Raw genomic sequence first — 4,024 nt, 5'->3', positions numbered from 1 at the left:
GCAGGCTTGACCACATGCGCAAAATATTGGGCTCCGACAGGTACCTTGGTGAGGAAGCGCTCGAACGGCCTCAGTCTCGCAAGCATCCGAGGAAAGAAAATCCGGTAGACGATCCTCGTATTGGCAAGGCCCGCCTCGGCCATGCGCCCGCGCATCTCGCGCGAATTTATCAAAACCGCGTTTTCGTCGAAGGCACAGTTCCTCACCGCGTGCGTGGTCAGCGGGTTCCAAGGATTGTGTTCGAAGACGAAGAAGCTGCCGCCATAGGCCAGCACCCTGCCGATCTCGGCGAACAGTCCGATCTGCAGGTTCTCGGGGATATGGTGGAAGACGCAGGCCGCGAAGGCCAGGTCGAAGCTGCCGTCGGCAAAGGGAATTGTCTTGCCGTCGAAATGCGTGAAGGCGGCCTGGCCGGGAAAGCGCTTGCTGGCGATGTCGAGCGATTCCCGCGAAGGATCGAGCAAGGTGATCTCCGCGTCGGGAAACGCGTTGCGCATATGGCCGAGCTAATTGCCGACGCCGGCGCCGAAATCCAGTATTCGTCGCGGTTTGACACCGGCCCGCCGCAGCGTCGCGGCGACGTCGTCGATCTTGTACCTGGCGAAGAAATCCGGGTTTTCGCCGCTCAGCCTTATGCTTGCGGCATGCTGCTCCTGATATTCCCGCGCAAACTGGTCGAATTCCGCCTCAAGCACGTGCGGCCCTCTTTGCCATCTCCTGCAGGCGATGGACCGGCAATTCGCCGTCCTCCACCGCCTGGCTGCGCGAAACGATCTCGTTGACGAAGTAGAGCGGCCGCCGCTTTGTCTCCATGTACATGCGCCCGAGATACTCGCCGAAGATTCCAAGCACCATAAGCTGGACGCTGCCGAGGATCAGCACGATCGCGGCGAGGCTGGTCCAGCCGGGCAACACGTTTCCGACCGACCATTCGAGCAGCGTGTAGCCGAGCACGACCAGCCCCAGAAGCCCGAACATCATTCCGAGCAGCGAGGCGAACCGCAAGGGCACGATGGAGAAGCTGGTCATGGCGTCGACCGCCAGAAGAAGCATTTTCTTCAGCGGATAGTGGGTGGTGCCGGCAAAGCGGCGGTGCCGCTCATAGGGGAAAGCCACCTGTCTCAGCCCGATCCAGCTCACCATGCCGCGAATGAACCTGTAACGTTCTGGCATCGCGTTCAGATGGTCGAGCGCGCGACGGTTCATCAGTCGGAAATCACCGGTATTCGGGGCTATGTCGACGTCGACCATCCGGCGCAGCAAGCGATAGAACATGGATGCGGAGGCGAGCTTGAACCAGCTTTCGCCATCGCGCGTCAGCCTCTGGCCGTAAACCACATCGAAGCCTTCGTTCATCTTCGTCATCATCGCGCCGAGCAGTTCAGGCGGATCCTGCAGGTCGGCATCGAGAATGAGAATGCGCTGGCCGCGACAGAATTCGAGCCCGGCGCTCAACGCGATCTGGTGGCCGTAATTGCGGGCAAGGTCGATGGCGACGATATGGTCGTCCTTTTCGGCCAGCTGCAGAATGGCCTCGCGCGTACCGTCGGTCGCGCCATCGACGACAAGGACGATCTCGTAGGAAGGGCCTTGCCCAAGGCATGCGGCCGTTACCCGCCGATGCAGTTCGGCCACGCCATCCAGCTCGTTGTAGCATGGGATGACCACCGACAGCATGACGCCGCGTCGCGCGGTGTTTCTCTCCGTCTCCACCAAAGCCTTGCTCCCGCTATCCGATTGGGAATAGCGGCAATTGGTTAGAAAACAGATAAGCCAGCGGGATCGGCCGCAACCGTGGGCCGGCCATCATTTCTGCCGCACGCGGCCACCGCCCGAACCGGCAACTCCATGCGGATGCGGGCGCCTTGCCAGGAGCCGGCCAATATCCGGATGGAGCCATCGTGCAGCAGTGCGATCTGCCGGGCAAGGTTCAATCCCAGGCCCGCGCCGCGCGATTGCGGCCGCAGTCGGTAGAAGGGCTCGAAAACGTTCTCGTGCTCATCGGCTGGAATGCCTGGGCCTTCGTCGCGGATTTCGACGCCGCCGTTTTCATCGATCGCTATGGTGATCGTGCCGGAACCGCCGCCATGATCGATGGCATTGCGCACGAGATTTGCCAGCGCCCGCTCGATCTGCAGCACGTTGATCTCGACATGGACCTTGTTGGCTGGCGGCTCGAAGGCAAGATCGTAGCCTGCTTCGATGGCGAGCGGGGCGAAGTCGGCGGCGACCCGGCCGACAAGATCGCAGAGGTCTATGATCTGGCGCTGGTCCGCCGGGCGGTCGAGCAGCTGGTGGTCGAGCAGCTGTTGCGCAAGATGCGACAGGCGCTCGATGTCATGCAGCAGGCGCGCGCTTTGCGGTTCCTGCTTCAGCAATTCGGCGCGCGTGCGCAGGATGGCGATCGGCGTGCGCAGTTCGTGCGCCGCGTCGGTGAGGAAGCGGTTGTGCCGGTCATAGCCCTGGGCGAGGCGCGCCAGCGTCTGGTTGAAGGCATGCACCAGCGGCGCGATCTCCTGCGGCACATTCTTGACCGGCAGCTGCATCGCACGGGTGCCGATGTCGATGCGCGCGGCCTGCTGGACGGTGTCGACGAGGCCGGCAAACGACCGGCGCACGACGGCTGGCGTCGTCACCAGGGTCGTGGCTCCCATGACGAGGACGATCGGCAGCAGCAGGATGACGATGATGGCCGCGAGAGCGGGAAGCGCCTTCTCCCAGTTCCTGCTGCCGTCCGGGTTCTTGGCGACGTCGATGGTGGCCGAAATGGTGACTTCGAGGCCGTCGGTCTCTTCCCGCGACGATCGCGTCGCGGCAATGATCTGAACCGTGCCAGCCTTGGTCGAAACTTTTTCGAGGTAGGCCTCCGGCCTCAAATCATCTTCGGAAAATCCGATGGTGGCGTGATCGGCCTGGCCCAGCAGATCGCCAAAATTCCTGGTGTAGACGTCGGGTATGCTGCCGAAGCGGATGCTCTGGCCGTTGTTGTCGCGGATGATGTACCAGACATTGGGGAACCCCTTACGAAACGAACGCAATCCATCGGTCTCATGGACGATCAATCTGCCGTTGCCGTCACGATCGACGGCATCCTTGAGGGTGGCGACGGCAGCCTCGTTGTCGACAAGAAGCCGTGGATCGGCGATCCACAGCGCGGCCGCGCACAGCACGATGAAGACAAGAAGCGTCGCCGCCTGCAACAGGATCATCCGCCGCACCAGCACCCATTGCAGCGATCGCGTGCGCGACTTCTTCACGAGGCGGCCCGCAAGAGATAACCGAGGTTGCGGATCGCCCTGATCTCGATGCCGGCAGCGACGTCGTCGAGCTTGCGACGCAGCCGCGAAATGTGCGCATCCAATGCATTGGAGCCGATCTCGTCGTCGAGAGCATAGACGGCTTCTTCCAGCGCCCCGCGCATGATCGTCCGCCCCGGCCTGCGGATGAGCGTTTCGAGCACCAGCCGCTCGCGCCGCGGCAGTTCCAGCGCCTGGTCCTCGACAAGCGCCTCGCGATGGCGGAAATCATAGGTGAGGCGGCCGACCATCACCTGATTGGCACGCGTGGTGAACGAACGCCGGTGCAAGGCATTGAGCCTGGCGACCAGTTCCACCGTGGCGAACGGCTTGACCATGTAGTCGTCGGCGCCGGCGTCGAGCCCCGCCACGCGATCGTCGAGCCCGCTGAGCGCCGTCAACGCGATCACCGGCACGTCCAGATGCAAGGCCCGCAGGCGCGGGATCAGGCTGAGGCCATCGCCATCCGGCAGCCGGCGGTCCAGCACCACCGCGTCATGGTGGCCGAGCCGCGCCACGGCTTCGGCATCCGCCAGTGTCGCGGCATGGTCGACGATGATGTCCTGGCGCTCGAGCGCGGTCTTCAGCACCGAGGCCATTTCCGGCTCGTCCTCGATCAGCAGGATGCGCATGCGCACTCTCCGTCACAGGCAGCCGGCACGCTGTGGCAATTCATTCGCATTCCAGCTTCGGTTGACGAAAATTGGTGATGAACCATCTGCCGCCCG

The 4,024-nt window shown here is 63.0% G+C and carries 5 protein-coding genes; all 5 read right to left on the bottom strand.

All coding sequences use genetic code 11. The annotated features are described in order from the left end of the window. Positions 1-497 (bottom strand): class I SAM-dependent methyltransferase (locus EN879_RS22245; protein WP_245493852.1); only part of this gene is annotated, 497 nt, incomplete at its 3' end. Positions 498-506: 9 nt separating this feature from the next. After that, positions 507-695 carry a hypothetical protein gene (locus tag EN879_RS40100; protein ID WP_245493851.1) on the bottom strand — a complete coding sequence of 63 codons (189 nt, stop codon included), beginning with the start codon at positions 693-695 and terminating at the stop codon, positions 507-509. Continuing rightward, positions 688-1,677 carry a glycosyltransferase family 2 protein gene (locus tag EN879_RS22240; protein WP_181172679.1) on the bottom strand — a complete coding sequence of 330 codons (990 nt, stop codon included), beginning with the start codon at positions 1,675-1,677 and terminating at the stop codon, positions 688-690. The genes EN879_RS40100 and EN879_RS22240 overlap by 8 nt, the downstream gene beginning before the upstream one ends. An 80-nt stretch (positions 1,678-1,757) precedes the next feature. Next, positions 1,758-3,257: a HAMP domain-containing sensor histidine kinase gene (locus EN879_RS22235; protein WP_063170024.1), complete on the bottom strand. Its 1,500-nt coding sequence runs from the start codon at positions 3,255-3,257 to the stop codon at positions 1,758-1,760. Further along, positions 3,254-3,928 carry a response regulator transcription factor gene (locus tag EN879_RS22230; RefSeq protein ID WP_013533623.1) on the bottom strand — a complete coding sequence of 225 codons (675 nt, stop codon included), beginning with the start codon at positions 3,926-3,928 and terminating at the stop codon, positions 3,254-3,256. The genes EN879_RS22235 and EN879_RS22230 overlap by 4 nt, the downstream gene beginning before the upstream one ends. Between the last annotated feature and the right edge of the window lie 96 nt (positions 3,929-4,024).

It is taken from the genome of Mesorhizobium sp. M7A.F.Ca.AU.002.02.1.1 (assembly GCF_003998535.1).
In the GTDB taxonomy this organism is placed as follows: domain Bacteria; phylum Pseudomonadota; class Alphaproteobacteria; order Rhizobiales; family Rhizobiaceae; genus Mesorhizobium; species Mesorhizobium ciceri.
Note: the sequence above shows the minus strand (reverse complement) of the source record. Positions and strands in the feature narration are given on the sequence as shown.